The organism is Qipengyuania sp. BR81-2 (assembly GCF_055693895.1).
Genome location: NZ_CM146344.1, coordinates 829,877 through 854,801, shown reverse-complemented (window position 1 = coordinate 854,801; position 24,925 = coordinate 829,877). Strand labels below are relative to the sequence as shown.

Annotated in this window: 33 protein-coding genes; 14 read left to right on the top strand and 19 right to left on the bottom strand. The window is 63.0% G+C overall.

Features of this window, described 5'->3' with window-relative positions; all coding sequences use genetic code 11:
• The first annotated feature begins 29 nt into the window (after positions 1–29).
• A complete protein-coding gene (locus tag ACZ1G8_RS04235) occupies positions 30–245 on the top strand; it encodes a cold-shock protein (RefSeq protein ID WP_472680544.1) in 216 nt (71 codons plus the stop codon).
• A gap of 42 nt (positions 246–287) precedes the next feature.
• Here the strand turns inward: ACZ1G8_RS04235 and ACZ1G8_RS04230 are convergent, their stop codons facing one another.
• A complete protein-coding gene (locus tag ACZ1G8_RS04230) occupies positions 288–749 on the bottom strand; it encodes a YaiI/YqxD family protein (protein ID WP_472680543.1) in 462 nt (153 codons plus the stop codon).
• 96 nt (positions 750–845) lie between these two features.
• Here ACZ1G8_RS04230 and ACZ1G8_RS04225 point away from each other — a divergent pair, with 96 nt between their 5' ends.
• Complete coding sequence (locus ACZ1G8_RS04225) at positions 846–1,190, top strand: HPF/RaiA family ribosome-associated protein (protein ID WP_472680542.1); 345 nt, start codon at positions 846–848, stop codon at positions 1,188–1,190.
• A 31-nt stretch (positions 1,191–1,221) separates the two neighbouring features.
• On the opposite strand, the gene ACZ1G8_RS04220 is transcribed toward ACZ1G8_RS04225, so the two are convergent.
• The gene (locus ACZ1G8_RS04220) at positions 1,222–1,641 is read right to left on the bottom strand and encodes a pyridoxamine 5'-phosphate oxidase family protein (protein WP_472680541.1); all 420 of its coding nucleotides are present in this window, start codon (positions 1,639–1,641) and stop codon (positions 1,222–1,224) included.
• Positions 1,642–1,996: 355 nt separating this feature from the next.
• Here ACZ1G8_RS04220 and ACZ1G8_RS04215 point away from each other — a divergent pair, with 355 nt between their 5' ends.
• Positions 1,997–2,572 carry a fasciclin domain-containing protein gene (locus tag ACZ1G8_RS04215; protein ID WP_472680540.1) on the top strand — a complete coding sequence of 192 codons (576 nt, stop codon included), beginning with the start codon at positions 1,997–1,999 and terminating at the stop codon, positions 2,570–2,572.
• An 81-nt stretch (positions 2,573–2,653) separates the two neighbouring features.
• Here the strand turns inward: ACZ1G8_RS04215 and ACZ1G8_RS04210 are convergent, their stop codons facing one another.
• Positions 2,654–3,262: a hypothetical protein gene (locus tag ACZ1G8_RS04210; RefSeq protein WP_472680539.1), complete on the bottom strand. Its 609-nt coding sequence runs from the start codon at positions 3,260–3,262 to the stop codon at positions 2,654–2,656.
• Between the two features lie 198 nt (positions 3,263–3,460).
• Between ACZ1G8_RS04210 and ACZ1G8_RS04205 the strand changes: the two genes are divergently transcribed.
• The 4 genes from ACZ1G8_RS04205 (at position 3,461) to ACZ1G8_RS04190 (ending at position 6,273) form a co-directional block, all read left to right on the top strand.
• Positions 3,461–4,387: a hypothetical protein gene (locus ACZ1G8_RS04205; RefSeq protein WP_472680538.1), complete on the top strand. Its 927-nt coding sequence runs from the start codon at positions 3,461–3,463 to the stop codon at positions 4,385–4,387.
• 222 nt (positions 4,388–4,609) lie between these two features.
• Complete coding sequence (locus ACZ1G8_RS04200) at positions 4,610–5,383, top strand: alpha/beta hydrolase (protein ID WP_472680537.1); 774 nt, start codon at positions 4,610–4,612, stop codon at positions 5,381–5,383.
• Positions 5,380–5,796 carry a COG3650 family protein gene (locus ACZ1G8_RS04195; protein ID WP_472680536.1) on the top strand — a complete coding sequence of 139 codons (417 nt, stop codon included), beginning with the start codon at positions 5,380–5,382 and terminating at the stop codon, positions 5,794–5,796. Before ACZ1G8_RS04200 ends, ACZ1G8_RS04195 begins: the two co-directional genes overlap by 4 nt.
• Positions 5,797–5,820: 24 nt before the next feature.
• On the top strand, positions 5,821–6,273 hold the full coding sequence (locus ACZ1G8_RS04190; protein WP_472680535.1) for a DUF3429 domain-containing protein: 453 nt from the start codon (positions 5,821–5,823) through the stop codon (positions 6,271–6,273).
• On the opposite strand, the gene ACZ1G8_RS04185 is transcribed toward ACZ1G8_RS04190, so the two are convergent.
• Positions 6,270–6,599, bottom strand: coding sequence for an Mpo1-like protein (locus ACZ1G8_RS04185; RefSeq protein WP_472680534.1), 330 nt, complete (start codon positions 6,597–6,599; stop codon positions 6,270–6,272). The genes ACZ1G8_RS04190 and ACZ1G8_RS04185 overlap by 4 nt on opposite strands.
• Positions 6,600–6,650: 51 nt before the next feature.
• Positions 6,651–8,054: a S41 family peptidase gene (locus ACZ1G8_RS04180; protein WP_472680533.1), complete on the bottom strand. Its 1,404-nt coding sequence runs from the start codon at positions 8,052–8,054 to the stop codon at positions 6,651–6,653.
• Positions 8,055–8,306: 252 nt separating this feature from the next.
• Between ACZ1G8_RS04180 and ACZ1G8_RS04175 the strand changes: the two genes are divergently transcribed.
• On the top strand, positions 8,307–8,888 hold the full coding sequence (locus ACZ1G8_RS04175; protein ID WP_472680532.1) for a YbhB/YbcL family Raf kinase inhibitor-like protein: 582 nt from the start codon (positions 8,307–8,309) through the stop codon (positions 8,886–8,888).
• Between the two features lie 27 nt (positions 8,889–8,915).
• On the top strand, positions 8,916–9,167 hold the full coding sequence (locus ACZ1G8_RS04170; protein WP_221427621.1) for an SWIB/MDM2 domain-containing protein: 252 nt from the start codon (positions 8,916–8,918) through the stop codon (positions 9,165–9,167).
• On the opposite strand, the gene ACZ1G8_RS04165 is transcribed toward ACZ1G8_RS04170, so the two are convergent.
• The 3 genes from ACZ1G8_RS04165 to ACZ1G8_RS04155 are packed head-to-tail and all read right to left on the bottom strand — an operon-like array spanning position 9,168 to position 10,290.
• Complete coding sequence (locus tag ACZ1G8_RS04165; protein ID WP_472680531.1) at positions 9,168–9,572, bottom strand: DoxX family protein; 405 nt, start codon at positions 9,570–9,572, stop codon at positions 9,168–9,170.
• The gene (locus ACZ1G8_RS04160; RefSeq protein WP_472680530.1) at positions 9,569–10,003 is read right to left on the bottom strand and encodes a cupin domain-containing protein; all 435 of its coding nucleotides are present in this window, start codon (positions 10,001–10,003) and stop codon (positions 9,569–9,571) included. Before ACZ1G8_RS04160 ends, ACZ1G8_RS04165 begins: the two co-directional genes overlap by 4 nt.
• A complete protein-coding gene (locus tag ACZ1G8_RS04155) occupies positions 10,000–10,290 on the bottom strand; it encodes a DUF427 domain-containing protein (protein WP_472680529.1) in 291 nt (96 codons plus the stop codon). Before ACZ1G8_RS04155 ends, ACZ1G8_RS04160 begins: the two co-directional genes overlap by 4 nt.
• A 123-nt stretch (positions 10,291–10,413) precedes the next feature.
• Here ACZ1G8_RS04155 and ACZ1G8_RS04150 point away from each other — a divergent pair, with 123 nt between their 5' ends.
• A complete protein-coding gene (locus ACZ1G8_RS04150; protein WP_472681189.1) occupies positions 10,414–11,646 on the top strand; it encodes a dipeptidase in 1,233 nt (410 codons plus the stop codon).
• 34 nt (positions 11,647–11,680) lie between these two features.
• On the opposite strand, the gene ACZ1G8_RS04145 is transcribed toward ACZ1G8_RS04150, so the two are convergent.
• The 10 genes from ACZ1G8_RS04145 to ACZ1G8_RS04100 all read right to left on the bottom strand — a co-directional run bounded on the left by ACZ1G8_RS04145 (position 11,681) and on the right by ACZ1G8_RS04100 (position 19,654).
• Positions 11,681–12,010, bottom strand: coding sequence for a DUF3140 domain-containing protein (locus tag ACZ1G8_RS04145; protein ID WP_472680528.1), 330 nt, complete (start codon positions 12,008–12,010; stop codon positions 11,681–11,683).
• Positions 12,010–12,201 (bottom strand): DUF3008 family protein, encoded by a 192-nt coding sequence (locus ACZ1G8_RS04140; RefSeq protein ID WP_472680527.1) that lies wholly within the window; start codon positions 12,199–12,201, stop codon positions 12,010–12,012. The genes ACZ1G8_RS04145 and ACZ1G8_RS04140 overlap by 1 nt, the downstream gene beginning before the upstream one ends.
• Positions 12,202–12,205: 4 nt before the next feature.
• Complete coding sequence (locus ACZ1G8_RS04135) at positions 12,206–12,433, bottom strand: hypervirulence associated TUDOR domain-containing protein (RefSeq protein ID WP_472680526.1); 228 nt, start codon at positions 12,431–12,433, stop codon at positions 12,206–12,208.
• A gap of 21 nt (positions 12,434–12,454) precedes the next feature.
• The gene (locus tag ACZ1G8_RS04130; RefSeq protein WP_472680525.1) at positions 12,455–12,787 is read right to left on the bottom strand and encodes a hypothetical protein; all 333 of its coding nucleotides are present in this window, start codon (positions 12,785–12,787) and stop codon (positions 12,455–12,457) included.
• 92 nt (positions 12,788–12,879) lie between these two features.
• Positions 12,880–13,704, bottom strand: coding sequence for a 2,3,4,5-tetrahydropyridine-2,6-dicarboxylate N-succinyltransferase (gene dapD / locus ACZ1G8_RS04125; RefSeq protein ID WP_472680524.1), 825 nt, complete (start codon positions 13,702–13,704; stop codon positions 12,880–12,882).
• Between the two features lie 49 nt (positions 13,705–13,753).
• A complete protein-coding gene (locus tag ACZ1G8_RS04120; protein ID WP_472680523.1) occupies positions 13,754–14,839 on the bottom strand; it encodes a phosphotransferase family protein in 1,086 nt (361 codons plus the stop codon).
• Positions 14,839–15,924 carry a Zn-dependent alcohol dehydrogenase gene (locus ACZ1G8_RS04115; RefSeq protein WP_472680522.1) on the bottom strand — a complete coding sequence of 362 codons (1,086 nt, stop codon included), beginning with the start codon at positions 15,922–15,924 and terminating at the stop codon, positions 14,839–14,841. The genes ACZ1G8_RS04120 and ACZ1G8_RS04115 overlap by 1 nt, the downstream gene beginning before the upstream one ends.
• Positions 15,924–17,258: an acyl-CoA dehydrogenase family protein gene (locus tag ACZ1G8_RS04110; protein WP_472680521.1), complete on the bottom strand. Its 1,335-nt coding sequence runs from the start codon at positions 17,256–17,258 to the stop codon at positions 15,924–15,926. The genes ACZ1G8_RS04115 and ACZ1G8_RS04110 overlap by 1 nt, the downstream gene beginning before the upstream one ends.
• A gap of 84 nt (positions 17,259–17,342) precedes the next feature.
• The gene (locus tag ACZ1G8_RS04105) at positions 17,343–18,803 is read right to left on the bottom strand and encodes an MFS transporter (RefSeq protein ID WP_472680520.1); all 1,461 of its coding nucleotides are present in this window, start codon (positions 18,801–18,803) and stop codon (positions 17,343–17,345) included.
• A complete protein-coding gene (locus tag ACZ1G8_RS04100; RefSeq protein ID WP_472680519.1) occupies positions 18,803–19,654 on the bottom strand; it encodes an SDR family NAD(P)-dependent oxidoreductase in 852 nt (283 codons plus the stop codon). The genes ACZ1G8_RS04105 and ACZ1G8_RS04100 overlap by 1 nt, the downstream gene beginning before the upstream one ends.
• Before the next feature lie 167 nt (positions 19,655–19,821).
• Here ACZ1G8_RS04100 and ACZ1G8_RS04095 point away from each other — a divergent pair, with 167 nt between their 5' ends.
• Genes ACZ1G8_RS04095 through ACZ1G8_RS04080 form a run of 4 tightly spaced genes read left to right on the top strand, consistent with a single transcriptional unit; the run spans position 19,822 to position 24,278 of the window.
• Positions 19,822–21,003 carry an acyl-CoA dehydrogenase family protein gene (locus ACZ1G8_RS04095; RefSeq protein WP_472680518.1) on the top strand — a complete coding sequence of 394 codons (1,182 nt, stop codon included), beginning with the start codon at positions 19,822–19,824 and terminating at the stop codon, positions 21,001–21,003.
• A 3-nt stretch (positions 21,004–21,006) separates the two neighbouring features.
• Positions 21,007–22,146 carry an acyl-CoA dehydrogenase family protein gene (locus tag ACZ1G8_RS04090; protein WP_472680517.1) on the top strand — a complete coding sequence of 380 codons (1,140 nt, stop codon included), beginning with the start codon at positions 21,007–21,009 and terminating at the stop codon, positions 22,144–22,146.
• A 14-nt stretch (positions 22,147–22,160) separates the two neighbouring features.
• Positions 22,161–22,967 carry an SDR family oxidoreductase gene (locus tag ACZ1G8_RS04085; RefSeq protein WP_472680516.1) on the top strand — a complete coding sequence of 269 codons (807 nt, stop codon included), beginning with the start codon at positions 22,161–22,163 and terminating at the stop codon, positions 22,965–22,967.
• Positions 22,968–22,991: 24 nt separating this feature from the next.
• Complete coding sequence (locus tag ACZ1G8_RS04080; RefSeq protein ID WP_472680515.1) at positions 22,992–24,278, top strand: NADH:flavin oxidoreductase/NADH oxidase family protein; 1,287 nt, start codon at positions 22,992–22,994, stop codon at positions 24,276–24,278.
• Here the strand turns inward: ACZ1G8_RS04080 and gmk are convergent.
• Positions 24,275–24,925, bottom strand: coding sequence for a guanylate kinase (gmk, locus tag ACZ1G8_RS04075; RefSeq protein WP_472680514.1), 651 nt, complete (start codon positions 24,923–24,925; stop codon positions 24,275–24,277). The genes ACZ1G8_RS04080 and gmk overlap by 4 nt on opposite strands.

The following is a 24,925-nucleotide window of genomic DNA, read 5'->3' as shown; positions in this document are numbered from 1 at the left end:
GCCTGCGCGCAAGGAATAAGGATAAAGAGATGATCTATTTAGGTATGATCGCGACGTATGACGACGAAACGCAAAGGGGCACGATCCAGCCCAATGCTGGCGGGGACCCGCTGACGTTTCGCTTGGTCGACCTCTATGAACAGGCCAAACCACCCCGTCATTCGGACTACTTCAGTTACGAGACCTGGATGACCGACGAGGGGGAGGAAACAGCCGTCCACCTGCGTCAGATAATCCATATCTGACACAAGGAGGGTCCGGGTCGTAGCGACCCGGGTCTCCTTGCCTCACCCCCGTCCCATCTTCACCAACACCCGGTCCAGCGCCTGCAGGAAGTTCGACCGGTCCGCCTTGCTGAATGGCGGCGGGCCTCCTCCCACTCCGTCCATTCCCGCGCGCAGGTCTTCCATGATGGCGCGCGTTGCAATGGCGCTGCCGATACTGGCGGCGTCGAAGCTTTTGCCGTCGTGGCGCAGCACCGTCGCGCCCGCCTTGAGGCAGCGTTCGGCCAGCAGGATATCGGCGGTGATCACCACGGTGCTTGGGGTGGCGTTCTCCGCGATCCAGTCGTCCGCCGCGTCGAAGCCGTCAGAGACCACCACGCGCTTCACCCGCTCGCTCACCGGCACGCGGAAGGGGCTGTTGCTGACCACGCGGACATGCGCCTTGTGGCGGCTCGCCACGCGGTAGACCTCCTCCTTCACCGGGCAGGCATCGGCATCGACGAGGATGGTGACGGGCTGGCTCATGCCGCAGGGCCTAGCGGTGTCCGAAATCGCGTGCAAACGGGGAGCCGAACACCCATATCGAGCGTTGGGATAAGGAGAGAAAAAGGAGAACCCGCAATGCAGGTCCAGTTCAATTCCGACAGCAGCGTCATGGGCACCGAGAACGTCGCCGAGAGGATCGAGGCGAAGGTGCGGGAGAAGCTCGCGCGCTACGAGGAACGGCTGACGCGGCTCGAGATTCATGTCCATGACGAGAATGCGCACAAGCATGGGGCTGACGACAAGGCCTGCACCATCGAGGCCCGCCCGCGCGGCGGCAAGCCGATCGGCGTCACCGAAGGTGCTTCCACGGTCGACGATGCAGCGCGCAAGGCTGCCTCGACGCTCGCCCAGCGGCTGAACCGGCATTTCGGCAAGCAGGCCCGCCACAGCCACGATCCGCGGCCTGACAAGGTGATCTAATTTGCCCTGAACGCCCTGGGGCGCGAATGCCTCAGGGCGTCAGTTCGCCGTGTTCACGGCCTTCCCACCAGTCGATGCGCTTCGGACTGACTTCGATCAGGACAAGCCCTTCGGTGTCGAGGCCGTTCTCGAACCACTTGCCGAGATCCTCGACCCAGTGCTTTTCCAGCATTGCGCGGTCGCGGTGCAGCTTGCCCGTGCCCTGGACGGCACAATAGAACTCGCCGCTGGCGTAGGTGGCGCCGCATTCGTCCGAATTCTTGAGATCGTCGTCGATGCGGCCGTCGTCGGTAGCGAAGTGGAAGGTGGTGCCGTCCTCCTCGCTCACGTCCTTGTTGTTCGACATCGGCCGGGCGGCAATCGCGCCCTCGCAGCCGGTCTTGGTGACGAGCATGGCGACGTCGATGGATTTGAGCTTTCCAGCGATCTGGGACAGCGAACGGTCGGACATGAAGGCGGCTCCTGCAATGGGGGGATAGTGCAAGACCAACGGGCGGCGCTCGCAACGGTTTCCTACAGGCTGGTCAAGGCGTTAGGTGCTGCGCATGGCCCATGTTCCATCCCCTCGAAGCCGCGCATTTCCGGCCTTCGCGGCCGTTGCCCGGATTTTCGCCCTGGACCGTGTTCCATCCGTTCCATCCTGTTGGATCGCGAGCGACATGCGGTTCATCGCAGCCACCGCTCGATTCGACACATTGTTGCCGAAATTCGAAACATCCGCAGCGCCGCGACGTTCGTATCTTGAAGCACCAGCCGGGTGAGCCGGCTGTCTGAATGCTTGAATTCACCGACAAAAGGGAAACACAATGAACAAGATCACGATCGCGCTCGCCTCGGCAGCCTCGCTGGCAATCGCCGCATGTAGCGAAGCGCCCGCCGACGAAGCCTATGATGACGCTGCAGCCGCCGACGCTGCCGTGAATGCGGAAGCAGAAGCCGGCACCATCGTCGAAGTTGCACAGGGTAACGAAGACTTCTCGACGCTCGTCTCCGCCGTGACGGCAGCCGGCCTCGGCGAAACGCTTTCGGGCGAAGGTCCGTTCACCGTCTTCGCACCGACAAACGACGCCTTCGGCAAGATCGACGAAGCGACGCTGACCGAGCTGACGACCAATGACACCGAGACGCTTGGTGCGATCCTCCAGTACCATGTCGTTGCAGGCAATGTGGATGCAGCCACGCTGACGCAGGCCATCACCGATGCCGGTGAAGGTGGCTACACGGTCGAAACCGTGGGCGGCGGCACGCTGACTGCCAATGTGGTCGACGGCAATGTCGTCCTGACCGACGCGGCAGGCGGCACCTCGACTGTCACCGCGACCGACGTGGCGGCCTCGAATGGCGTTATCCACGTCATCGATACCGTGCTGATGCCGCAGTAAGCGCATTTGCGATAGACAAGGAAAAGGCAGCCCTTCGCGGGGCCGCCTTTTTCGTGTGCGGGTTGTAGGAAGGGGAGGGCGCTAGTCCTGCCCCGCCAGCGCTGCAGAGACATCGATCGTCTTGGCATTGCCCCGTCGCGGCTCACGGGCCGAAGGGGCGGGCGTCGCGATCTCAGCAGGTTCGGCGAGCGCCATGGGCGCCTCGGCGCGGGTTATCGCCGGTTGCGGCTGGGCCTGCGCGAGAGCCTCAGCTGCTGCAGCGCGCGCGGCTTCCTCGTCGCGGCGGACTTGGTATTCGGCGCGGCTGCCGGTGAAGGCCAGGAGGGCTTCCTCCCGCGCCAGTCGCGCAGCGTCGGCTTCGGAATAGAAGTCCCCATACCGCGCGGCGAGCTCTACTGGGCGCTCGCGGCGGCCTTCCCACCACATGCCGTCGGCCGAGTTACGCATCCGGCCATGCAGGGCCAGTTCGCCTACTTCGATCGTGCCTTCGGGTGTCTTGAGCGGGTAGTGGTCGGGCGGGCGTTTGCCGTTTTTGAGCGCACTGTTCCCGGCTCTTACCATCTCGGCTTCGGGCAGGGTATCAGCGTGGCTGCGCTCGATCATGTTCATGTCTCCGATCGCGGCGCCACTGAGCGCGCCTCCGATCGATACCAGCGCCACCGCACCCAGGATATGGGGGGTGTATTTCATTGGTTTCTCCGCAAAAGCGTTTCCCGGTAAACGCCTCCGCGCAAGCGCCGGTTCCCGCGCGTTCTGCCCGCAGCAAGCCAGCCAGTTTCACCCCGCTTTAACCGCGCGCGGTAAGCGACGGACGAAGGTTCACGGCTACAGTTAATGGTATGACCACCATTTCCGGGTATAGAGGGCCCGACGCCGAGGGCGACCAACATGACGACGGATACCTTGATGCACGAGCTTCAGACACTGTTTGCGACCCAGGAAGGCGAGATCGCCTGGGAAGCCGAATTGCGCCAGTCGTTCCACGAGGGCGATCTCGAGAACCTGCGCAAGTACCTCGCAATGTCGCTCGAAGCGCTGGATACCCCGCTCGCACAGCAGTGCCTCTCGACCAATGTGCGCTCGATCGAATTCAACGGTTGGGACGAACTCACCGAAGCGGTGGAGATCCACGAGGGCGAGCCGATCACCGGCGTCACCATTGCTATCGCCAATGATCCCGACACTGCCTTCGGCAAGGGCGAAGAGCATCGTCCCTACATGTTGCTCGGCATCTATGGCGACGAGCCTTATGCCTTCAGCAAGGCGAGCACTGCCCAGATGATCGCTGAAGCCGGTGCCGAGGAAGGTCCGGCATGGGCAGGTTATGACGAGGACATCGAGGTCTTCCTCGAATGCGAAGGGCTCGATGCTCTCAACACCGCGCTGGTCTTCCACAAGGAGCGCCACTTCTTCCGCGACGAGGCGCCAGACCATGCGCCGCGCCGCTATGTCGAATACGTGCTGGCCTGCTGGTGGCGCGCGCTGCTCTTCCACGAAGCGGTGCAGCACACGAGCCGTTCGCGCCCGCTGCCCGGCGGCATCCCGGTCCTTGCTGGCATGGTCGACATGCGCCCCGAGGTCATGATGGTCCACGGGATCGAATGGCGCGCAACGCTAGGCTCCGCTGCAGAGGCACTGGCCGGTGCGGAAATGCCCGAGATGCTCCCCTCGAGCGTCATCACGCGCAAGGAAGTGGTCGAGGAAAAGCCGCCGACCGGTCTCGACCTGCGCCGCCGCGTCGCCGAAAGCGAGCCGGAAGAGGATGCCGAACCCCAGAAGAAGAGCCTGATGGGCCGCCTGTTCGGCAAGGACTGACACCGCCAATCGAGCCGCTTGCACGGGCAGGCAAGCGCGCTAGGTTCTCCCCGCCGATAAGGAGAACCGATCATCGCCAGCCTGCGCGCCCGTCTCGTAAACCTTGCCCTGCCGCTTCTCGGCATCAAGCGCTTTTTCTCGGAGCCCGAGAAGCTGGATGCGCGGATCGCGAAACTCCGCGAGAAGGCTCCGATCCGTCCGCGTGGCAAATGGCATCACCGCTTGGAAATCAGCGAAAGCACTTCGCATGGATATCCCGTCGTTACGATCACACCCCAAGGCGGAGCGAAGCCGGGCGCGCCGCACCTGCTCTACCTGCATGGTGGCGGTTATGTGATGGACATCGCCGCGGTTCATTGGGATTCGGTAGCAAAACTGTGCGAGGACCTCGGCGCTTCGGCGACCGTCCCGATCTATCCTCTCGCGCCTGAAGTGACGGCGGGGCAGACCATCCCTGCCATGGGCGCGCTCTATGGCGAGCTTGCCGAGCGGTACGGGGCAGGCACGATAGCAGTCATGGGAGACAGCGCAGGCGGCGGCATGTCACTCGCGCTTGCTCAAGTGATTCTGCAGGACGGCGGCCCGCTTCCTTCGAGCCTCGTGCTGTTTTCGCCATGGCTCGATGCAACAGGCGCCGGCGAGGGACAGGCAGAGATCGAGCCGCGAGACAAGATGCTCTCGGTTGCGGGACTGGAGGCCTGCGGGAAGGCTTATGCCGGCCAGCTTCCTCTGGACGATCACAAGGTCAGTCCGCTCTTCGGCACGCTCGAGGGATTGCCGCCGATGGCGATCTTTGCCGGTACTTCGGACATACTCGTGGTCGATGCCCGCAGGTTGGTCACAAGACTGGATGCGCTCGGCATTCGCAACTACGTCTATCGCGAGTATCCGGACATGTTCCACGTCTGGATGTTGCTGCCCGTTCCGGAAGGCCGGCAGGCGCTTGACGAAACCGCGCAATTCATCCGCTCGCATCACAAGAAAGTAAATGCATGATCCGTCCGCTTCTTACGCTGTCATTCGCCCTTGCGCTTGCTGCCTGCCAGTCGGGTGAGGAGACCGAGGCAGAAGCTTTTGATGGGATTGCTGAGAGCGAGACGATCCGTCTGACCGGGACCGAACCGTTCTGGGGAGGGGAAATCACGGACGGGACGATGACCTACACCACGCCGGACAACCAGTCGGGAACCCAGGTGCCGGTGGAACGGTTCGCAGGGTTCAATGGACTGGCTTTCTCAGGCGAGATGGATGGCGCAACTTTCGACCTCACGATCACTCCTGCGGAATGCTCCGACGGCATGAGCGACAGGACCTATCCATATGCCGCCACGCTTATGGTCGATGGCGAACAGCGCAGCGGCTGCGCGTGGACCGAAGCGCAGCCCTTCACAGGACCGGAAAACCCCTGATGGTGCAGACTGGAGGGCAGGCGTATGCGTGACGTCCCTGCAAGGGCGCGCCTACTGGGCGTCGCTGGCTTGCTTCCCCAGGTCGCCGCCGCCTTCGCTGCGTGGTTCGGACCGGAGGAGTGGCGCCTTGTCGCATCGACGGGCGCGGCTTTCTACGCAGCGCTCATCCTGAGTTTCCTTGGCGGGACCTGGTGGGGGTTAGCAGCGACTGCGCCCGCCGCAGAACGGCGTGCTGCACTTGGCTGGATGTGGGTAGCGGCCGTGCTTCCGAGCCTCGTCGCGCTCGCTTGCCTTGCCCCGCTTGCCCTCGGCTTGCGCTGGCCGGAGCCTTCGCTGGTCATGCTCGGCAGTGCGCTGCTTGTCGTGCTCGCTGTGGATGCCCGCGCTGCGGCAGTCGCTCCGCCATGGTGGATGCAGTTGCGCGTCCCGCTCTCGGTCGGGCTGGGCACGCTGACCCTGCTGACCGCTTTCGCCTAGCTCTCGACCCCGGCCTTCTCGAGCTCGGGCCCGAGCCGGCCGGTCAGCCAGAGCCACCACATGCGAAAGTCCGCACCGAGGCTCCACAGCGGATAGGTAAAGGTCGCGGGGCGGTTCTTTTCGACACCGAAATGCGCGACCCATGCGAAGAAATAGCCCGCAAGAGGCAGCGCTGCGAACAGCCACCAGGTTCCGGTCCAGAGGGCCGCCGCCGCGATCAGGACCACCAGCGTGGTACCGAAATAGTGCAGGGCGCGCGTGGTCGGCTTGGAATGCTCGCGCAGGTAGAACGGCCAGAATTCGGCGAAGGTCGTATAGGTCCGCATGACGCGATTTGAACCGTTCGGGCGATATCGGTCAAGCGGCTGGACTTGATCCTAGTAGAGGCCCGGGTTCTCCATTTGCGCGACATTGGGACGCTCGGGCTGGAGCAGGACGCGCTCCCCGCCTCGGGCTTGGATCGTGTCGTCCTTGCCCGTGATCGGGGTGCAGGTGCGTCCGCCGAGAAAGTCGAGCGCAGCCGAGATCGACGCCTCGTTCGGATCGCCGAACTGGGTGAAGATGTCGTCGTTCGCGCGGCAGGTGTTGGGCATCACGCTGGCGAGGCCATCGTAATAATCGCCCTGTCCATCGGCGTTCACCGTGCGGAAGGTGACGGCGCGAAGGCGATCGTCGCAAGCCGAGCGATCGAAGGCGAACTGTCCCACGGGTTTGCCGAAGGTATTGTCTCCGACCAGCGCGATGTTGGCGCCGAGATAGGGAATGAACGAGTTTGTCACGAGCTCGCTGGCCGAAGCGGTGCCGCCGCGCCCGATGACCGCGAGCTTGGTGACGCCGATCTGCTGCGCTTGGTCTGCAAAAAGGTCGGTCGATTCCTCTGCTGCCTTGGAAGGACGCAGCTTCGTCTCGGAGAAGATTTGGCCTTCGAGACCGTCGGCCATCAGGTCGCCGAGCAGTTCGGCTACCGACACGAGGCCGCCGCCGTTGTAGCGCAGGTCTAGGATGACCTTATCGATCCCCTGGTTCTTGAACTGCTGGAATGCCTCGCGCAGCTGCGGGCCAGCGTCCTGCACGATGAAAGTGCGCAGGTTGATATATCCGACATCCTCGGTTCCATCGTTGAGCACGACGACACCGTAGCGGTCCGAAACGGGATCGAGCGCATACTCGGCCTTGGTGATTGTGACGCTGCTTTGCACACCGCCGTTCTGGATAACGAAACTACGCGTCACGCCCGGATCGGACGGGCCAAGCGCCTGGCTGACGGCCGACGGGCCGCCGCTCGCCATGAGCGAGGATACTGTCTGGCCATTGATCTGGAGCAGCTCCGTGCCGCGATCGAAGCCCTGCGGGAAAGCGGGCGCATTTTCGAAGGCCTCGGCCACGAACACGCGGTTGTTCACCGTGTCGTAGATCAGGCGTATGCCGAAACCGGCATTCGAGCCGCTGTTGATGAGCCGGTTCTCCTCCTCGATCGAGGTGATGTAGGTAAAGAAGCGGTCGCGGTTCTGCGCCCGCGCAGGCGCCACTAGGGCATCAAGATAGCTCTGGAGGTCGCTGTAATTGGCTTTGTTGACGCTTGTGTCGAGCAGGGTGGGGAAGAGATACCATTCCTGCAGCACCGAAAGGGCCCAATCCTGCCGCTCCGAAAGCGAGCATGTTCCGGTGCCACCGCCCCCGCCAGTTCCTCCGCCGAAGTTACCCCCGCCGCTTTCTCCGCCGCCACAGGCTGCAAGAGACACGGCAAGCGTAGCGGAAAGGATGGTGCGACCCAGATTCATCGTAATGTCTCCCGTGCCCGCGAGCAGCCATGGCGGGTGTCATGTGACCCTAGAATTGCCCCCTGAACCCTCGGTGAGCAAGAAATTTATCCTTCCGCGCGCTCAGGAGCGGCGCTTTCGGTGGATAAGAGGCCCGTTTGAAGGCCAAAACAGTGCAAATTCGCCTCCGTGGCATGGCCATCTGCCCGCCAGTGTGCCTAGGCTCCGTGTTCACAGGGCGCAATCTGCGCCCGGAATGGACGGAGTTTGCAATTGGGTACGGGCGTTCCTGCATGGGTCGAGCAGGCAGTCGGACAGAAGGTTTCGGCATCGCTGACCATTGGCGAAGTCGCCGATGAGAAAGTGCTCGGTCGCTCCGGCTTCTCGCTCTCCAGTGACGCATTCCGCCACGGCGGCGAACTCGATCCCAGCTTCACCGCGATCGAGGACGATTCCGTTGCACCTCCGCTTGAGTGGACTGCTCCGCCTCCTGGCACGCAGGAACTGGCGCTGGTCGTGGAAGATGCGACCGACGGCAAGGTCCATTGGCTCGTCTGGGGCCTTAGAGGCCAGAAGGGCGCACTTTTCGAGGGTGAGGCTCCGCCGCGCGCCGGCAAGAACAGCCAGGGCAATTCCGAATGGCTGCTGCCCGACCCGCCGCTGGGCGTCGAGCACACTTACGTATTCCAGCTTTTCGCTCTCGACTTGCCGATGACGCTCATGCCGGGCGCCACGCACGAAGAGCTGGTCAAAAACATTAAGGGACACGTCATGGCTGCTGCGGTTCTCGCTGCCCGCTTCGAAGGGCACGAGATCGAGGAGCTGGGCGCGGAAGACTTCGACATCGAAGATTGAAGCATAGCCAAGTGAAAGGATACTGAAATGGCTGGCAAGAACAACGCACTCCAAAAGCCGGTGAATCTCACTCCGGAGCTCGAGAACGTGGTCGGGAAGGGCCCGATGACTCGCGCTCAGGTCACCTCGAAGGTGTGGGACCACATCAAGGCGAACAACCTGCAGGACAGCAAGGACAAGCGGATGATCAATCCCGACGCCAAGCTCGGCGCGGTGATCGGCAACGATCAGATCTCCATGTTCAAGATGACCGGTGCTGTTTCGAAGCACATGTCCTGATCATGCGGTGCGGCGGCGCCACGGCCAGTCCGTGACGCCGCCAACCCACAGGGCAAGCCACACGAGTACGGGCTGCGCGATTATGCGCGGTACGTGATAGGCGAGTCCCATTCCCCCGTCCTCGCGCGCTAAATCGAGCGCGAAGTGATGGATATTGGCGGGGAAGACGCAGACTGCGTATAGCGCGAGGCCGATTGCGCCCGCTTTCCTCAATTCGCGATGCCACGGCTGGAGCAGCGCCGCTGCGCCCAGCAGTTCGGCTATGCCGGTCCAGAAAACAACCGCCTCGGGCTCCGGCACCCATGAGGGCATGATCGCGAGGAATCCCTCGGGGCGCACGAGGTGTGCGTAACCCGCGAAGGCGTAGAACGCCGAAAGAAGCCAGCGCAGGCCTGTGCGGATCATCCCGGCGACCAGCCATCCTCGGCCAGCACAAAGCCCGAGAATTCGAAACCGGGCGAAACGATGCAGGAGACGAGGACGTATCCGTGTTCGTCGCTGGCAGGGCGCGCCGCCTGCCAGTGATGCGGCTCGATGATGTGCTGGACCTCCATCCCGCCAGTTACGTCGGGACCGAGCGTGACCGTCGTCACAGGCGCGTCGGCGCTCTCGGCGAGCGAAAGCGCCAGCGGGTCGCCTGCATGCCAGAGCCAGATTTCGGCGGCATCGACCTTGTGCCAATGCGACGACTGGCCTGATTCGAGCAGGAAATGGATCGCCGTTGCGCTGGCCCTCGCGCCGTCTTGGGCAGGCGCGCGCCAGGTTTCGCGGTACCACCCGCCCTCCGGGTGTGGGGCGAGGCCGAGCCTCTCGATAAGCGCGCGCGCTTCGCTCACTCCTCGGTCACCTCGACACCGTTCCAGAATGCGATCCGGTCCTTGATCTCGGTGGCCGCATCCTTGGGCTCGGGATAATACCAGGCGGCATCGCTGTTGATCGCTCCGCCTGCGTTGATCGAATGGTACTGGGCGGTGCCCTTCCACGGGCAGACGCTCGTTCTCTCGCTCGGCACGAGCGCGCTGCGAGCGACATCGGACGGCGGGAAATAGTGGTTGCCCTCGACAACGACGGTATCGTCGCTGCGCGCGATCTCCTCTCCGTTCCAGCGTGCGACGACAGTCATGGGCAGTCCCTTTCCAATGGCGTTGGTTTCGCTAGAAGAGCCATCGACACGTCATAGGGTTCCGACGAGGAGAGACAAGTGAACGCATTTCGCACGAGCACCGGCCTGGCACTTCTGGCATTGATGGCAGCGCCGCTCTCCGCGCAGGAAGCACCCGAAGAGGTCGCGGCGGCCGCACTCGAGGCGGCACCCGTCTTCGACGGGCACAACGACGTTCCGATCCAGCTGCGCGGGCGCTTCGGCAACGTGATCGGCGATTTCGATTTCGTCGACACGCTCGACACCGCAACCGAGACCCGCGCCGCCATGCACAGCGACATCATCCGCCTGCGCAAGGGCAAGGTCGGCGCACAGTGGTGGTCGGTCTACGTCAGTGCTTCGCTCGAGGAGCCCGAGGCCGTGCAGGCGACGATGGAACAGATCGACGTGACCAAGCGCCTGATCGCGCAGAACCCCGATGCGCTGCAGCTCGCGCTCACTGCCGACGATGTCGAGGCAGCGGTGGCCGATGGCCGGATCGCCTCGCTCATGGGCATGGAAGGTGGCCATTCGATCGGCAATAGCCTCGCGGTTCTGCGCCAGATGTACGATCTGGGCGCGCGTTACATGACGCTGACCCACGGACGCACGCTCGACTGGGCCGACAGCGCGACCGACAAGCCGCGACATGGCGGATTGAATGGATTCGGCATGGACGTCGTGCGCGAGATGAACCGCATCGGCATGCTGGTGGACCTAAGCCATGTCAGCGAAGAAGCGATGCACGACGCGCTGGACGTGGCGCGCGCGCCGGTGATTTTCAGCCATTCAGGTGCGCGTGCGGTGACCGGTCACCTGCGCAATGTCCCCGATAGCGTGTTGGAGCGCCTGCCGGTGAATGGCGGTATCGTGATGGTGGTCGCCTTGCCATGGTTCATCAACGAAGACCTCCGCAACCATGCCGCCAACCGTGCTGCCGAACAGGCGCGGCTCGAGGCCCTATACTCGGGGCTGCCCGACGAGGTCGAAGCGCGCATGGCGAAATGGGATGCGGAGAACCGCCAACCCGTCTCGACGATTTCCGACATGGCCGACCACATCGACCATATCCGCGAGGTGGCCGGAATCGATCACATTGGCATCGGTGGTGACTATGACGGCATGCCGCACGGCCCGGTCGGAATGGAAGATGTTACCGGCTACCCGGCTCTTTTCGAAGAACTTGCGCGCCGCGGCTACTCGCAAGCAGCCCTCGAAAAGATCTCGATGCGCAACATGCTGCGCGTGATGCGCGAGGCCGAAGCCTACGCCGCCAGCCAGTCGGATGCAGACCCGATCGAATATCCTGCAGGGGCGCCGCGCGACGGGAACGACTGATCCCCCATCTTCGGCGGGGTGCGGCCTGACACTCTTATTTTGTAGGGTCGTGCCCCCAGTTCATGAGGCTGTAGCGCCAGTCGCTATCCTCGATATCCCCCGAGGGTCGCTGTGACAGGTGCCTGTGGATGTAGCCGACCACCTTGTTCATGTGACTGTACTGGTCGTCGGTGAGATCGTCCTTTTTGGTGCACTTGATCTTCACGATGCGGCGGCCGGATTTGTGCCCGGTGCTTTCGCCGCTGTCGCTATCGCCGACCGATTTGGATTCCTCGGTTTCGAGCCATTCCTCGAGTTCCTTGGGCTGCATGTTCACGCAGTCGTAGAACTCGTCGTATGTTTCGTCTTTCTTGTCCGCGTCCATCAGTCGTCGCCTGTGGTTTCGGGCAGGTCGGACCGGTCGGTCGAGGCCATGTCCTCGAGCTCGTCTTCGCTCATGGATTCGTACATTTGCTTCGAGGCGCCCTGAAGGTCGCTCTTGTCAGTTTTGCCGCGCTTTGCCGACAGCGCCGCACCCGCAGCCTGCTGCTGCGCCTTGCTCTTCGCTTCGGGCACGGCGTCAGTCCTGCGCTTCGAGTTCGCTGCCCCGCTTGAGGACTTCGTCGCCGTCATCCTGCTTGATCAGGTAGGCAGGATTGTCCTCGTCACCGTCCTTGGTGACTTCGGTTCCCTGAAGGGTGCGGGTGACCTCGCGTTCGAAACGCTCCTTGATCTGGCCCTTGCCTTCGCCGTTGCCCCAGTTCCATTTGACGTATTGGTCGGTCTGGAAACTGTTGGAATTACTCATGCGACCTCTCCTTCGTGACGGTCAGTTCTCGATTACCTCGATCCCGTCCTCTGTAGTCGTCTGGTCGTCGAACGGTGCAACCGCGTCCTCGTCGTTGCCGAGGTCCGTCTCGCTGGGAACGCCGACGATGCTGTCGGTGCCATCGCCTTCTTCTTCCATCGACTGCAGTTCGCCGCTCACGGTGACTTCTTCCTCGACATCGCCCTGCGTCAACGCAGGTACGATCCAGACGATAGACATGAGCAGGATGGCGAGAATCAGTCCGCCAGCCAGCACCCAGCGAACGACGCCCTCTTTCGAGCCGCCGCTTGCTTCGACTTCGTCTATGTGGACTTCATCGCCCTCTTTATACATTCACCAAACTCCCTGAAATTGCGCGATCCCGCAGGTTTCAGGCAGTTCTACGGTCGGGACTGGCGAATGTTCCCCCTCGAGCCGAGGCAGGTTCAGTCGCGCAGGAGGTCGTTAATGCCAGTTTTCTCGCGCGTCTGGGCATCGACCGTCTTCACGATCACGGCGCATGCGAGGCCCGGCCCGCCGTCCTTGCCGGGCAGCGTGCCGGGCACGACGACCGAATAGGGCGGGAGATGGCCGCGGATCACCTCGCCGGTGTCGCGATAGACGATCTTGGTCGACTGGGTGATGAAGACGCCCATCGAGACGACACAGCCTTCGCCTACGATCACGCCTTCTACGATCTCGGAGCGAGCGCCGATGAAGCAGTTGTCGCCGATGATGGTCGGGTTGGCCTGCATGGGCTCGAGGACGCCGCCAATACCTGCACCTGCCGATATGTGGCAGTTCTCGCCGATCTGCGCGCAGGAGCCGATGCTGGCCCAGGTGTCGACCATGGTGCCCTTGCCGACATAGGCGCCGATATTGACGAAGCTAGGCATCAGCACGCACCCGGGCGCTATGTAGGCTCCCTCACGGGCGATCGCGCCGGGCACGACGCGGAAACCGGCTTCGCGGAAGCGGGCATCGTCCCAGCCTGCGAACTTGCTCGGGACCTTGTCGAAGGCGGGATGGCCTGCGCTGCCGCCGTCCATCACGCGGTTGTCGTTGAGGCGGAAGGACAGGAGGACGGCTTTCTTGAGCCATTGGTTGACGCTCCAGCCACCCTTGCCATCGGGCTCGGCGACACGGCCCTCTCCGCTGTCGAGCATCGCCAGCGCCGTAATCACCGCCTCGCGCACGTCGCTCGATTGCGGCGTGACGTTGGCGCGGTCTTCCCACGCTGCTTCGATGCGGGTTTCGAGGTCGGCGCTCATGCTGGTCTCCGTTTGAACTTTCGGAGAGGTCGTTAGCAGCGTGGGCGCGCTAGTCCATCCCTGCAGCAACGGCGAATTCGTAGGCGCGGTCTACCAAGGGGCCGACACGTTCGCTCATCGACTTGGCATGAGCGCTGGAGGCGGTGCCGTCGATCACGCGCTTCTTGATGCCCTGCATGATGCCTGCAAGCCGGAAGAGGTTGTAGGCGAAATACCAGTCCATCGGGGGGACCGGGTAGCCGGTCTTCGCGACATAGCGGTCCACCGCCTCGTCCTGCGAGGGAATGCCGAGTTCTTCGAGATCGAGGCCAAGCAGGCCGGCACGCCCGTCATGCGGATTGTGCCAGTTGAGCATGAGATAGCTGAAATCCGCGATCGGATCACCCAGGGTCGAAAGCTCCCAATCTAGAACCGCGAGGACCTTGTTCTCGTCCTTCTCGAAGATCATGTTGTCGAGGCGGTAGTCGCCGTGCACGACACTGCTTTCATGCTGCGGAGGAATGGTCTGCGGCAGCCATTCGATTAGCCTCTCCATCTTGGGCATGTGCTCTGTTTCGGAGAGCTTGTATTGCTTCGACCAGCGCGCGATCTGGCGCGCGCAATAGTCGGTCGGCTTGCCATAGTCGCCGAGGCCGATCTCGTCCGGCTTGCGCAAGTGCAGCTCGGCCATGGTGTCGATCATGGCATTGTAGATTTTGCGGCGCTCTTCGGGCGTGTTGTTGGGGAGAGCACCGTTCCACAGTGACCGCCCATCGGCGAGGCCCATGACGAAGAACTTCGAGCCGATCACTTCCGTGTCCTCGCAAAGGCCGTAGGTCTTGGGCACGGGGAAGCCGGTCGGTCCGAGAGCATGCATGGCCTTGTACTCGCGGTCCACCGCATGAGCGCTCGGCAAGAGCTTGCCGAAAGGCTGGCGGCGCAGCACGTAGGAACGGCCGGGCGTGTCGATACGATAGGTCGGATTCGACTGGCCGCCCTTGAACTTCGAATAGGAGATCGGGCCTTCGAAGCCCTCGACATGTTCCTCGAACCACGCGGAGAGCGCGTCCATGTCGAGCTGGTCGCGCTCGGGCACGTCGATCGTGCCGACCATTTCCTTGTCGAAGTCGATCTCGGGCATGCCTGTTTCGCTCATCAGTCGAACACCACCACACTGCGGGCGGAATGGCCGCCCTTCATCTTTTCGAAGCCCTCGTTGATATTTTCGAGCGGGATACGCTCGGCGATGATCGTGTCGAGATCGAGCAGACCGCGCATGTAGAAATCGACGAGGCGCGGCAGGTCGACCGGGAAGTGGTTCATCCCCATGATTGCACCCTGCAGCTTCTTGCCGGAGAGCAGGTCCATCGCGCCGAGGCCGACCTTGCAGTCCAGCGGCATCATGCCGAGGATCGTGGCTGTGCCTCCACGGCGCAGGATCTTCACTGCGAGGTCCGCCGAAGCCTGCCTGCCCACTGCCTCGATCGCGTGATGCACGCCGCCGCCGGAGATTTTCATCACCTGCTCGACAGCATCGTCGGCCATGGCATCAACCGTGTGCGTCGCGCCGAGGACCTGCGCGAGTTCGCGCTTCTCGGGAAGCGGATCGATTGCGATGACCTTGCCGGCACCGGCGATCTTGGCAGCGTTGATGGTGGCAAGGCCCACGCCGCCACAACCGACGACGGCGACAGTCTCGCCCGGAACGACGGAACAGGCATTGAAGATCGCGCCCGCACCGGTCGTCACGGCGCAGCCGATGACCGCAGCCCGGTCGAGCGGCATGTCCTTGTCGATTGCAACGCAGGCGTGTTCGTGAATGAGCATCTGCTCGCAGAAGGCCGACAGGTTGAGCATCTGGGCAACTGTCTCGCCGCCATTCCGGGTAATGCGCGGGGCTGCGGTCTGCGCGCGCCGCGTGTCTGCACCCATGCAAAGCGCCATCCGGCCGGTCACACAGAATTCGCAGTGGCCGCAGAAGGCGGAGAGGCAGGAGACGACGTGGTCACCCACCTTCACGGTCTTCACTTCGCTGCCGACTGCGCGCACCACGCCCGCAGCCTCATGGCCCGGAATAGCGGGCAGGGGGTGCGGGTAGGTGCCTTCGATGAAGTGCAGGTCCGAATGGCATAGGCCGCAGGCCTTGGTGTCGATCAGGACCTCGTGCGGGGCCGGATCGGCGAGTTCTACCTCGCCGATCGTCAAGCCGCCGACCTGCTCGAGAATTGCAGCCTTCGCCATCAGCGGGTCGCTCCCATGTCGCCCGAGCTGAGGTTCGAACTGCCGTCGGTCGGTGCCTTGCCGTCACGCAGCGCGTTGGCGGTCGGGCCTTCCTCGGGCATGTGCTTGGCAAATTCCATGCGCGCGATCGAGCGGGCGTGGACCTCGTCCGGACCGTCGGCAAGGCGCAGCGTGCGCTGGTGGGCGTAGGCGTTGGCAAGACCGTAGTCGTCCGACACGCCGCCACCGCCATGCGCCTGGATGGCATCGTCGATGATCTTGAGGGCCATGTTCGGCGCCTGCACCTTGATCATGGCGATTTCCTGCTTGGCGGCCTTGTTGCCGACCTTGTCCATCATGTCGGCTGCCTTGAGGCAGAGCAGGCGGGTCATGTCGATGTCGATACGGGCACGCGCAACGCGCTCTTCCCAGACCGAGTGCTTGTAGATCGGCTTGCCGAACGCCTCGCGCTCCTGCAGCCGCTTGCACATCTTGTGCAGCGCTTCCTCGGCGACACCGATGGTGCGCATGCAATGGTGGATGCGGCCCGGACCGAGGCGGCCCTGCGCGATCTCGAAGCCGCGGCCTTCGCCGAGCAGCATGTTCGTGACCGGGACGCGCACGTCCTTGAGTTCGACTTCCATGTGACCATGCGGCGCATCGTCGTAGCCAAAGACGGGCAGGTGGCGGAGAATCTTCACACCCGGCGCATCCATCGGCATCAGGATCATCGACTGTTGCGCGTGGCGGCCGGCCGAGAAATCTGTCTTGCCCATCACGATCGCGACCTTGCAGCGCGGATCGCCCACGCCCGAGCTCCACCACTTGCGGCCATTGATGACATATTCGTCGCCATCGCGCTCGATGCGGGTCTCGATGTTGGTCGCATCGGAGGACGCGGTGAAGGGCTCGGTCATAAGGAAGGCCGAACGGATTTCGCCGTTCATGAGCGGGGTAAGCCACTCTTCCTTCTGTTCGCGCGTGCCGTAGCGATGGAAGACTTCCATATTACCGGTGTCTGGCGCCGAGCAGTTGAAGACTTCGGAAGCGAAGCCGATGCGGCCCATTTCCTCGGCGCAAAGCGCGTATTCGAGGTTGGTCAGGCCCGGGCCTTCGAAATCATAGGTCTCGTCGACATGGTGATGGCCGTCGTTGCGCGGCGGCATGAAGAGGTTCCAGATGCCTTCGCCCTTGGCCTTGGCCTTGAGGTCCTCGACCACCTGGAGGACCTTCCAGCGTTCGCCCTCGGCATCCTGCGCCTTGTAGGTCGGGACGGCGGGACGGACATGGTCCTCGATGAAGTTCTTCACCCGGTCGCGCCAGTAAACTTGCCTTTCGGTGGGTTCGAAATCCATCTTGATATTCCTCTCTCAATTCGGTTGCGGCGTGAAACTGGCAGAGCGCGCGTTCCAAGCCAAGGGATTAGGTTCCGATCCGTGTCACGGAACGATCGTTCCGGCGTCGATGTCTCCACGTGCAGCTGCGTCGAGCGCTTCCTTGCGGCGTTTTTCCAGCGTTTCGACCCGGGCCTCATGCTCTTCGCGGCTGATGGGGAAATTGCCGAGCCAGTAGGCCGCGATACCTGCGAGCACGACGCTGAAGGCGATGTAGTACATCACCATGTCGCGAACGACTTCGGGCTCAACGGCGCCCGGCTCGATACCCGGGGCAAGCTGCGACCACGAAATGATCTGGCCGGTCAGGAAGATGCCGAAGCCCGTGGCGCATTTCTGGACAAGCCAGTTGCCCGAATAGAATGCGCCTTCCGCGCGGCGGTGGGTGCGTTCCTCGAACGCCTCTACGATTTCGGCGATCATGCTGGTGGCAGAGATCATCATGACGACGCCCAGAGTGTTCGAGACCAGCAGGAAGGCGAAAAAACCGAAGGTGGAGGGCAGGGTTCCAACCTCGGGCCAAGCGCCCATCAGGAGGAGCACGTAGGGGATCGCCATCAAAGTAACGCTGGTGAGCGCACCGATGACCGCGCTCATAGGCTTGCCGAACCGCCGGTGCATCGGGCCGACGAGCACGAACATGACGATCACCGACAGGAAGAGCGTTACAGGGTAGAACACCAGCTCCGTCCGATCGAGCTGCCAGACGAAAAGGTTCAGGTAGTTGGTGATCGAGAAGGTCATGCCCTGGCTGACGTAGGCAGCGAGGCCGCCCGCAGCGAAGATCAGGAACGACTTTTCCGAGAATGCCTGGAAGATCTCGTGGAAGGCGATGCGGAGCGAGAAAGGGGGCGGCTTGTGCTCGGGAAGATGCGCTATGATCCGGTGCTGCCCGGCTGCCGATCCGATGACGGACAGGACGATAAGGAAAGCACCGAAGATGCCAAAGGGGACATATCCCTCGGGCTGCAGCAGGCCGTCCGGGCCCGGCATGAACACCAAGTATGCCAGAACCATCATCAGCAATCCGCCGAGCCAGCCCGACAGGAAGCGGTAACGGAACAGCGTGGTGCGCTCGTCATAGTCGCTGGTCACTTCGGGCACGAGGCTGACGGAGGGAACCTCGCATGCTGAGAGCAAGACGCGAACGACTATCGCGATTGTCAGTAGTTCGCCGAAGGTCGGCGTCCCGCTGGTCGGCGGCGACCACAGCATCACCCAAGCGACAGCCAGCGGTATCGGAGCTGCGTAGAGCCATGGCAGTCGCCGGCCCCACCGCGAATAGGTGCGGTCGGACAGATTGCCGAGGATCGGGTCGATCACCGCATCGAAGAGGAGGGCCAGTAGCAGCGCCAGGCTGACTGTGCCCGCGTCCATGCCGAGGACCTGGCTGTAGTAGAGCAGCAGGAAAAAGGAAAAGCCGCTGTCCTTCACTCCGAACGCTACAGCGCCGAAGCCGTGTATGATCTTGAGCCGCTGGGGGATGGGGCCCGAAACGAATGCCATCAGGTCTGGCCCTGGGCCTGTTTCTCCATCGCCTCGAGCGCTTCGAACATGCCCGGCGTTTCAGGGTCCCAACTATGCCGCGGACCGAGCGTGATGCCGCCGTCCACCAGCATCGATGCCCCAGTCATGAAGCCTGCCGCATCGCTCGCGAGAAACGCCACCGCCTCGGCAATGTCGCGCGGCTGGCCGCCGCGCATGACCGGCTGTGCGTTGGACGACATCTGGGCGATGGCCGCCTTGGCCATGCTCACCATCTCTTCGGGCACATCCAGCGAAGAGGTGAAGATATTGGTGTTGATGAAACCCGGCTGGATCGCGTTCACGCGGATGCCGTGTTGCGCGAGATCGGTGGCCGCGCATTTGGTGAGGTGGAGCACGCCCGCCTTGGCGACCGCGTAGGCGGTCGGGGAATAGCCCGGTCCGACTGCTGCAACGCTGGAGACATTGACGATACTCGCGCCCTTGCGGCCCTTCATGTGCGGCACGGCATAGCGGATGCCCATGGCCACCGATCGCAGCAGCAGGTCCATCGTGCGGTCCCACTCGTCGGGTTCGATTTCGGAGATATCAGGACGCGCCCCGCCAGCCCCGGCATTGTTGAAGACGACGTCGATCCCGCCGGTCTCCTCCGCCGCGCCGTCCATCAGTTTGCGGATGTCATCGGTCGAGCAGACGTCGCAATGGCGATAGCGGACATCGCCTTCTGTCTCACTTTCCAGCGCCTTGCCGCCGGCATCGTCGATGTCGGAAGTGAAGACGGTCGCTCCCTCGCTCGCGAACAGGCGCGTGGTCTCCGCGCCGATCCCGGATGCCGCACCGGTAATGACCACGGTCTTGCCACTGAATCGCATGTCTCTCTCCCGGGAATCCTCGGCACCAAGCTTAGGCGCGCTGCCCCTTACGTCAACGCAAACCGGCTGACGCTACGGCATCGCGCCTCGTCATGATCGCCCTTGCGAGACCCGCCCGAATCACCCTAACGTAAACGTCAACCGAGGAGAATTGAGAGGAGTCGGTCATGTCCGATCTGGAAGCCTTCCGCGCCGAGACGCGCGAGTGGCTCGAAGCCAACTGCCCATCCGAAATGCGCAAGCCCGTTCGCGACGAAGCGGACATCTACTGGGGCGGCCGCAACGCGACCTTCAAGAACGATGCGCAAAAGGCATGGTTCGAGGTCTGCCGCGACAAGGGCTACACCGTTCCCGAGTGGCCAACCGAATATGGCGGCGCCGGCCTCAGCCCGGCGGAAGGCAAGGTCCTGCGCCAGGAAATGTCGCGCATCGGCGCGCGCCCGCCGCTCTCCAGCTTCGGCATCTGGATGCTCGGCCCGGCGCTGCTCCACTTCGGCACTGAAGGCCAGAAGAAGCGCTTCCTCAACGAGATCGCCAATGGAGAAATCCGCTGGTGCCAGGGCTATTCCGAGCCGGGCTCGGGCTCGGACCTCGTATCGATGCAGACCTTCGGCGAAGACGAGGGCGACCACTGGATCGTCAACGGGCAGAAGATCTGGACGTCTTACGCCGATGAAGCCGACTGGATTTTCTGCCTCGTTCGTACCGACAAGCAGAACAAGTACCAGGGCATCACCTTCATGCTGTTCGACATGGCGGGCGATGGCGTCTCGACCAAGCCTATCAAGCTAATCAGCGGCAGCAGCCCGTTCTGCGAGACCTTCTTCGACGATGTGAAGGTGCCCAAGAGCTATGGAGAGGATTGCCCCGGCTACGTGGGCGAGATCAATCGCGGCTGGGACGTTGCGAAGTACCTGCTCGGCCACGAACGCGAGATGATCTCGGGTGCCGGCGGCGGCGACCGTACGGCAGCCATTGGCGCTGCGATGAAGCGCAATGCCGGGGAACTCGATGCCGTCCTGCGTGCAGAGCTCGCGATGTTCGATGTCGACGCGCTGGCATACACCGCCATGGGCGAGAAGTTCCTCGACGAGATGAAGGTCGGCAAGGGCCATCCGGCACAGCCGAACATGATGAAATACGCCGGAACCGAGCTGAACAAGCGCCGTCACGAGCTGATGATGGCGGCCGGCGGCAGCCGCGCTCTCGAATGGGAGAGCGACGAGACCAGTGGCGGCAAGCCAGCGCGCAACTGGCTGCGCACCAAGGCCAATTCGATCGAGGGTGGCACGAGCGAAGTCATGCTCAACGTCATCTCGAAGCGTATCCTCGACCTGCCGGGAGCCTGATCGATGCCTCTTTATTACGACGACGACCAGGCGATGTTGGCCGAAACCGCGCAGCAGTTCATGTCCGAGGAGGGCGCGATCGCCAAGCAGTTGCGCCACTGGCGCGACCGCGATTGCAAGGACGGCTTCGGCCACGGCTTGTGGAAGCAGTTTGCCGAAATGGGCTTCACCGGCATGCTGGTGGACGAGGACGACGGCGGGCTCGGCATGGGTAATGTCGAAGCAGGCATCGTGCTCGAGAATATCGGGCGCAATCTTACCCCGTCGCCTTTCCTGTCCTCTTCTGTGCTCGCAGCGACCGCGCTAAAGCACGGCAGTAACGATGTCCGTGGCCGCTGGCTGCCGGGCCTGATCGAAGGCGAGAAGGTCTATGCAGTCGCGATCGACGAGGGCGCGAAGCACCGTCCCGAGACGATCGCTTGCAAGGCGGAGAAGTCGGGCAACGGCTTCAGGCTGTCGGGCAAGAAGGACTTCGTGGTCTATGGCGCGTCGAGCGAGATGATCGTCGTCGCCGCGCGTACTTCGGGCAGCGACAGCGATGCCGACGGCATTACGCTTTTCGCAGTGCCGCAGGATGCCAGCGGCATGAGCCATGACAGCGTGCGCCTCGTCGACAGTTCGATGGCAAGTCACGTCACTTTCGACGGTGTTGAACTCGACGGCGATGCCGTGATCGGCGAAGTCGATGGTGGACGCGAGGTGCTCAATGCCATGCTCATGGCGGGCCGTGTCGGCGCCGCGGCCGAAGGCGTCGGCGTTGCCAGCGGCGCGATGGACATGACCGTCGATTACCTCAAGCAGCGCAAGCAGTTCGGCAAACTGATCGGCGAATTCCAGGCGCTGCAGCACCGCGCTGCGCACCTCTATTCGGAAGTCGAGATCGCCCGGGCCGTCACGATCAAGGCAGCCCAGCTCCTCGACGGGGACAGCGAAAAGGCCGACCTCATGGCCAGCGTCGCGAAGGCGAAGGTTGCCAAGGCTGCCGGTCTTGCTGTCAAGGAAGGCGTCCAGATGCACGGCGGCATCGGCATGACCGACGAATACGACATCGGCCTCTACATGAAGCGCGATCGTGCGCTGCAGGAGTTCCTTGGCGACATGTACTACCACGCAGGCCGGGTGGCCGAGATGAGCGGCTACTGAGCGGGAGAGAGACAATGACACTTGAAGATATGTTCAGCCTCAAGGGCCGCATTGCGCTCGTGACGGGCGGCAGCCGCGGCATCGGCCGCATGATCGTCGAAGGCTTCCTCGCCGCGGGATGCGAGCGGGTCTACATAACCGCGCGCAAGGGCGGCGAACTGCACGAAACCGCGGAGGAACTCGGCGAGCGTGTGGTCCCGATCCAGGGTGACATCTCGACGCTCGAAGGCATCGACGAATTGGTCGCGGAGATCTCTTCGAAGGAAGATCGGCTCGATATCCTCGTCAACAATGCAGGCGCTGCCTGGGGCGCGGAATATCTCGACTTCCCCGAGGCGGGTTGGGACAAGGTCATGGACCTCAACGTCAAGACCCCGTTCTTCCTGACCCAGAAGCTCCACGGCCTGCTGACCGCCAATGCCAGCCCGGACAAGCCGAGCAAGGTGATCAACATCACCTCGGTCGACGGCCAGCGGATCAACCCTTGGGAGACCTATTCCTACCAGGCCTCGAAGGCCGCGCTTATCCACCTGACGCGCCGCATGGCTGCCCGGCTGGTGAAGGACCACATCTACATGTCGAACATCGCGCCCGGCGCCTTCCCTTCGAACATGAACAAGGTCGCGCGCGACATGGAAGCAGAAAGCGCTGCGGGAATCCCGAACAAGCGCGTTGGCGACAAGTATGACATGGGCGGAAGCGCGGTCTACCTCGCCAGCCGTGCGGGCGATTATACGGTTGGCGAAACGCTGACCGTCGATGGCGGGATCGTGAACGCGCATCTGCCGACCCACTTTGCCGATCCCGCCGGCGGTCGCTGATCACACCTTCTAGGGGGGACGAACATGGCGAAGCTTTCCGATCCACTCGTCCTTCCCTGCGGGGCGACGCTTCCCAATCGCATCGCCAAGGGCGCCATGACCGAAGGGATGGCGACGCCCGACGGTCGACCGACGCCTGAACTGGAGCGGCTCTACGGCATCTGGGCCGATGGCGGTTCGGGCATGCTGCTGACCGGGAACATCATTGTCGACAAGGACCACCTTGAGCGACCCGGCAACGTCATCATCGATCGTGAACCCGACGCGGACATGGCCGAACGCCTTGCCGCCTGGGCCAAAACGGGGACGCGCGCGGGCAATCACCTCTGGGCCCAGATCAGCCATGGCGGTCGCCAGACGCAGAAGCTGGTCAATCCTTCTCCAAAGTCTTCTTCCGACGTCGCGCTCGCACTGCCGGGCGGCCAGTTCGGCCAGCCCGTTCCGCTGACCAAGGAAGAGATCGCCGATCTCGTGCAGCGGTGGGCTGTGGCGGCCAAGGCCTGCAAGGAAGCAGGCTTCACTGGCGTGCAGGTGCACGGCGCGCATGGCTATCTCGTCTCGCAATTCCTCAGCCCACGAGTAAACCGGCGCGACGACGAATACGGTGGCAGCCTTGAGAACCGCGCGCGCTTCCTGCTCGAGATAGTTGCCGCTGTGCGCGAGGCGGTAGGGCCGGACTTCCCGATCTCGGTCAAGCTCAACAGCGCCGACTTCCAGAAAGGCGGTTTCGACTTTGAAGATAGCCTGCAGGTCGTCCAGTGGCTCGAGGCAGCCTCGGTCGACCTGATCGAGATATCTGGCGGCACCTACGAGCAGCCCAAGCTCATGGGCATCGAGGGCATGGAAGCCGAGGAAACGCAGAATGTCGCCCCCTCGACGGCTGCACGCGAAGCCTATTTTGTCGACTTCGCAAAGGCGATGCAGGATGCGGTTTCTATACCCCTGATGGTGACCGGCGGTTTCCGGACCCGCGCGGCAATGGAACAGGCGCTCGAAATGGGCGCCGCCGACGTGATCGGCCTCGGCAGGCCGCTCTGTGTCCAGACGGATGGGCCGAAGCGCCTCATGGAAGGCGCGACTGAGCTGCCGCGATACGAGGACCGCGTCGACCTGCTGCCGGGCTGGCTGGGTTTCCTGAAGCGATTCCAGGTCATCAAGGCTGTCAGCGGATTTGCCGGCATCTACTGGTTCTACCAGCAGCTCTGGCTATTGGGGCATGAGGGCCGGACCGACGAGAAATTCTCGGTCATGCGCGCGCTCCGCCTGGTGGAGGAGCGCAACAAGCGCATCATGGCCGAACGCCCGGCCTAGCTCATCAGTTCGCGCACGAAGGGGATCAGCCCCGTCTGGCGCTGGCGTTTCATCCGTTCGGCATCGAGGATTTCGCGCACCTTGGCGAAGCACTCGTTCACATCCTCGTTGATGACCACGTAGTCGTAAGCGTCCCAGTGGCTGATTTCGGCGCGGGCGCGCTCCATGCGGGCCTCGACGACTTCCTCGCTATCGGTGCCCCGGCTGCGAAGCCGGCGTTCGAGTTCGGCGATGCTGGGCGGAAGGATGAAAACGCGGACGACGTCTTGCTGGTCCTTCTGGAACAGCTGCTGCGTGCCCTGCCAGTCGATGTCGAAGAGGAAATCCTGCCCATTCTTCAACGCGGCACGGATGCGGCCCTTGGGGGTGCCGTAGCGATGGCCGAAGACATGTGCCCATTCGTAGAAGTCGTCCTCCTCGACCATTCGGTCGAACTCGGCGTCGTCGACGAAATAGTAGTGGATGCCGTCCTTCTCGCCGGGGCGGGGAGGGCGGGTCGTCACACTGACCGAGAGCTTGATCGCCGGATCGGCGTCGAGAAGCATGCGACTGATCGTCGTCTTGCCTGCGCCGCTGGGCGAGGAGAGGATGAACATCAAGCCTCGGCGAGCGAGGGCATCATCTTGGGTGTCGGTGGATTCGGCCAT

Excerpts from the sequence above, each read along its gene's own strand:
- ACZ1G8_RS04235 (WP_472680544.1), top strand. The coding sequence starts at position 30 with ATGATCTATTTAGGTATGATCGCGACGTATGACGACGAAACGCAAAGG.
- ACZ1G8_RS04230 (WP_472680543.1), bottom strand. The coding sequence starts at position 749 with ATGAGCCAGCCCGTCACCATCCTCGTCGATGCCGATGCCTGCCCGGTG.
- ACZ1G8_RS04225 (WP_472680542.1), top strand. The coding sequence starts at position 846 with ATGCAGGTCCAGTTCAATTCCGACAGCAGCGTCATGGGCACCGAGAAC.
- ACZ1G8_RS04220 (WP_472680541.1), bottom strand. The coding sequence starts at position 1,641 with ATGTCCGACCGTTCGCTGTCCCAGATCGCTGGAAAGCTCAAATCCATC.
- ACZ1G8_RS04215 (WP_472680540.1), top strand. The coding sequence starts at position 1,997 with ATGAACAAGATCACGATCGCGCTCGCCTCGGCAGCCTCGCTGGCAATC.
- ACZ1G8_RS04210 (WP_472680539.1), bottom strand. The coding sequence starts at position 3,262 with ATGAAATACACCCCCCATATCCTGGGTGCGGTGGCGCTGGTATCGATC.
- ACZ1G8_RS04205 (WP_472680538.1), top strand. The coding sequence starts at position 3,461 with ATGACGACGGATACCTTGATGCACGAGCTTCAGACACTGTTTGCGACC.
- ACZ1G8_RS04195 (WP_472680536.1), top strand. The coding sequence starts at position 5,380 with ATGATCCGTCCGCTTCTTACGCTGTCATTCGCCCTTGCGCTTGCTGCC.
- ACZ1G8_RS04190 (WP_472680535.1), top strand. The coding sequence starts at position 5,821 with ATGCGTGACGTCCCTGCAAGGGCGCGCCTACTGGGCGTCGCTGGCTTG.
- ACZ1G8_RS04185 (WP_472680534.1), bottom strand. The coding sequence starts at position 6,599 with ATGCGGACCTATACGACCTTCGCCGAATTCTGGCCGTTCTACCTGCGC.
- ACZ1G8_RS04180 (WP_472680533.1), bottom strand. The coding sequence starts at position 8,054 with ATGAATCTGGGTCGCACCATCCTTTCCGCTACGCTTGCCGTGTCTCTT.
- ACZ1G8_RS04170 (WP_221427621.1), top strand. The coding sequence starts at position 8,916 with ATGGCTGGCAAGAACAACGCACTCCAAAAGCCGGTGAATCTCACTCCG.
- ACZ1G8_RS04165 (WP_472680531.1), bottom strand. The coding sequence starts at position 9,572 with ATGATCCGCACAGGCCTGCGCTGGCTTCTTTCGGCGTTCTACGCCTTC.
- ACZ1G8_RS04155 (WP_472680529.1), bottom strand. The coding sequence starts at position 10,290 with ATGACTGTCGTCGCACGCTGGAACGGAGAGGAGATCGCGCGCAGCGAC.
- ACZ1G8_RS04150 (WP_472681189.1), top strand. The coding sequence starts at position 10,414 with ATGGCAGCGCCGCTCTCCGCGCAGGAAGCACCCGAAGAGGTCGCGGCG.
- ACZ1G8_RS04145 (WP_472680528.1), bottom strand. The coding sequence starts at position 12,010 with ATGGACGCGGACAAGAAAGACGAAACATACGACGAGTTCTACGACTGC.
- ACZ1G8_RS04135 (WP_472680526.1), bottom strand. The coding sequence starts at position 12,433 with ATGAGTAATTCCAACAGTTTCCAGACCGACCAATACGTCAAATGGAAC.
- ACZ1G8_RS04130 (WP_472680525.1), bottom strand. The coding sequence starts at position 12,787 with ATGTATAAAGAGGGCGATGAAGTCCACATAGACGAAGTCGAAGCAAGC.
- dapD (WP_472680524.1), bottom strand. The coding sequence starts at position 13,704 with ATGAGCGCCGACCTCGAAACCCGCATCGAAGCAGCGTGGGAAGACCGC.
- ACZ1G8_RS04120 (WP_472680523.1), bottom strand. The coding sequence starts at position 14,839 with ATGAGCGAAACAGGCATGCCCGAGATCGACTTCGACAAGGAAATGGTC.
- ACZ1G8_RS04115 (WP_472680522.1), bottom strand. The coding sequence starts at position 15,924 with ATGGCGAAGGCTGCAATTCTCGAGCAGGTCGGCGGCTTGACGATCGGC.
- ACZ1G8_RS04110 (WP_472680521.1), bottom strand. The coding sequence starts at position 17,258 with ATGGATTTCGAACCCACCGAAAGGCAAGTTTACTGGCGCGACCGGGTG.
- ACZ1G8_RS04105 (WP_472680520.1), bottom strand. The coding sequence starts at position 18,803 with ATGGCATTCGTTTCGGGCCCCATCCCCCAGCGGCTCAAGATCATACAC.
- ACZ1G8_RS04100 (WP_472680519.1), bottom strand. The coding sequence starts at position 19,654 with ATGCGATTCAGTGGCAAGACCGTGGTCATTACCGGTGCGGCATCCGGG.
- ACZ1G8_RS04095 (WP_472680518.1), top strand. The coding sequence starts at position 19,822 with ATGTCCGATCTGGAAGCCTTCCGCGCCGAGACGCGCGAGTGGCTCGAA.
- ACZ1G8_RS04090 (WP_472680517.1), top strand. The coding sequence starts at position 21,007 with ATGCCTCTTTATTACGACGACGACCAGGCGATGTTGGCCGAAACCGCG.
- ACZ1G8_RS04085 (WP_472680516.1), top strand. The coding sequence starts at position 22,161 with ATGACACTTGAAGATATGTTCAGCCTCAAGGGCCGCATTGCGCTCGTG.
- ACZ1G8_RS04080 (WP_472680515.1), top strand. The coding sequence starts at position 22,992 with ATGGCGAAGCTTTCCGATCCACTCGTCCTTCCCTGCGGGGCGACGCTT.
- gmk (WP_472680514.1), bottom strand. The coding sequence starts at position 24,925 with ATGGCCGAATCCACCGACACCCAAGATGATGCCCTCGCTCGCCGAGGC.